A 2,055-nucleotide genomic window follows, 5' to 3' on the forward strand; every position below is an offset into this window, starting at 1 on the left:
CCCGCAGTTCCCGCAGTTCCCGCAGTTCCCGCAGTTCCCGCAGTTCCCGCAGTTCCCGCAGTTCCCGCAGTTCCCGCCAAGATCATGACATGTGGAGGGTTGTTCCGGGATTTCGGCTCGATCAGCCGAACAACCCTCCACCTGGCCGGCCACGAGGCCCAGACCTCGGCCTTCTCGGCGAAATATTTCGGGGGATGCCGAGGCGAGCGTTGATTCGGTGGCAGGCGCATCCGACATACCCGGATACAGCCAGTCGCGACGGCCGGTCGCGGACACACCTCGATCAGCGACCTGCCGGCCACTGTGCGAATCTGCGAACAGCCGTGGGGACCCGGGCACCGGACACCGGGTGACCTGCACTTATTTCACTGGCGTCCCTTCTGGGGGTGGGGCAGGCTGGGCCGGTCATGAGCAGTCCGTCGGGATCTCTCCCCACACCGCCCCGCGGCGGCACGGTCCCGCCGGACGCACCGACCGACCGCTCCGCGCAGGTCGAAGGCCCGGCGCCGGCAGAAGACCCCACGGACACCGACGCGGACACCGACGCGGACGGTGGGGCATCCTCGCGGTACCGACGCACGCTGGCGACCCCGGGCGCAAGCCGGTTCCTGCCCGCCGCGTTCGTCGGACGGTTACCCCTGGCGATGCACGCGATGGGGACGGTGCTGTTCGTGCAGGACCGGACCGGTTCCTACGCCGTCGGCGGCGGCGTCGCGGCCTGCGGGGCGATCAGCGAGGCGATGTGCGCTCCGGCGATCGGCCGGGCGTTGGACCGGTATGGCCAGGCGCGCATTCTGGTGCTCGGGGTCTGCGGGCATCTGGTGGGTGTGGCGGGGCTGCTGACGGCGGTGTGGTCGGATGCACCCCGGCCGACCTGGTTCGCCATGGCGGTGGTGGCCGGGGCCTGCCTGCCGCCGGTGGGCAGCTGCGCCCGGGCCCGGTGGAGCCGGTTGCTGACCGGCTCCACGTTGCTGTCGACGGCGTTCGCCTTGGAGGCCGCCCTCGACGAGCTGGTGTTCATCCTGGGGCCGACGCTTGCGACGGCGCTGGTGGCCACGGTCGCGCCGGCGAGTGCGCTGCTGGCCTCGGCGACGTTGCTGGTCGTGGGTGCGCTGAGCCTGGCCGTGCAGCGCAGCACCGACCCGGGACCCCGCCGGGGCGACGAGACGCGACCGCAGCGGATCGCACGGCTGCCGGCGGTCCGGGCGCTGATGGCGATCGTGTTCGCGATCGGCGTCGGGTTCGGCGGATTCGACGTGTCGATCGTCGCGTTCGCCCGCGAACAGGGTCTGGCCGCGTTCGGCGGGCTGCTGCTCGCCCTGTTCGCGTCCGGTTCCGCGGTCTCGGGGTTGGTCAGTGGGGCCCGGGTGCAGCGCCGGCCGCCACGCGACCGGCTGCTGCGGGCGGTGGCACTGCTCGCGGTCGGTTTCACCCTGCCACTGGCCGGCGTGACGGTGGCGGCGATGGTGCCTTTGGCGGTACTTTCCGGCGCCACCGCCGCACCCACCCTGATCAGTGCGAACGCCCTCATGGCGCGGCTGGTGGACGCCCGGTCACGCACCGAGGGGTTCGCCTGGCTGACCATGGCGATCGCTGGTGGTGCCGCTGTCGGCTCGCCGCTGGCCGGCCAGCTCATCGACTCCGGCGGTGCGCGGCTCGGCTTCGTCGTGCCCGCCGTCGCCGGCCTGTGCGCCGGGCTCGCCGCCCTGCTGGGACGACACAACCTGGCGACCCACCAGGCCACGCCAGCCCGTCCCTAGGCTGCCGTCTCGCGCTTCTGCGTGCCCGGAGGGGCTCTGCGTGCCGGGAGGGGCTCTGCGTGCCCGGAGGGGCTTCGACGTGCTGGGAGGGTTCGACGTGCTGGGAGGGACGGCCAGGGACCCGTCCGGACGGCCGCACGCGACGCTGGGCGCGGTCGTCGGAACCGGATAGGTCAGGCCTCGCCACCAAGCGTCGCGGGGGCGTCCGCGCCAGGGGTCTCGCCCCCCGTGTACACGAGCACATCATAGGTCATGTCGCACCAATGGGATATGCCCAGTAACGCAATCGAACGGT

The 2,055-nt window shown here is 72.2% G+C and carries 1 protein-coding gene; it reads left to right on the top strand.

All coding sequences use genetic code 11. The annotated features are described in order from the left end of the window. Window positions 1–407 precede the first annotated feature (407 nt). Complete coding sequence (locus tag ND747_RS23480) at window positions 408–1,760, top strand: MFS transporter (RefSeq protein WP_251736355.1); 1,353 nt, start codon at window positions 408–410, stop codon at window positions 1,758–1,760. Window positions 1,761–2,055 lie beyond the last annotated feature (295 nt).

The sequence above is a fragment of the Frankia sp. R82 genome, from assembly GCF_023716925.1.
GTDB lineage: Bacteria > Actinomycetota > Actinomycetes > Frankiales > Frankiaceae > Frankia.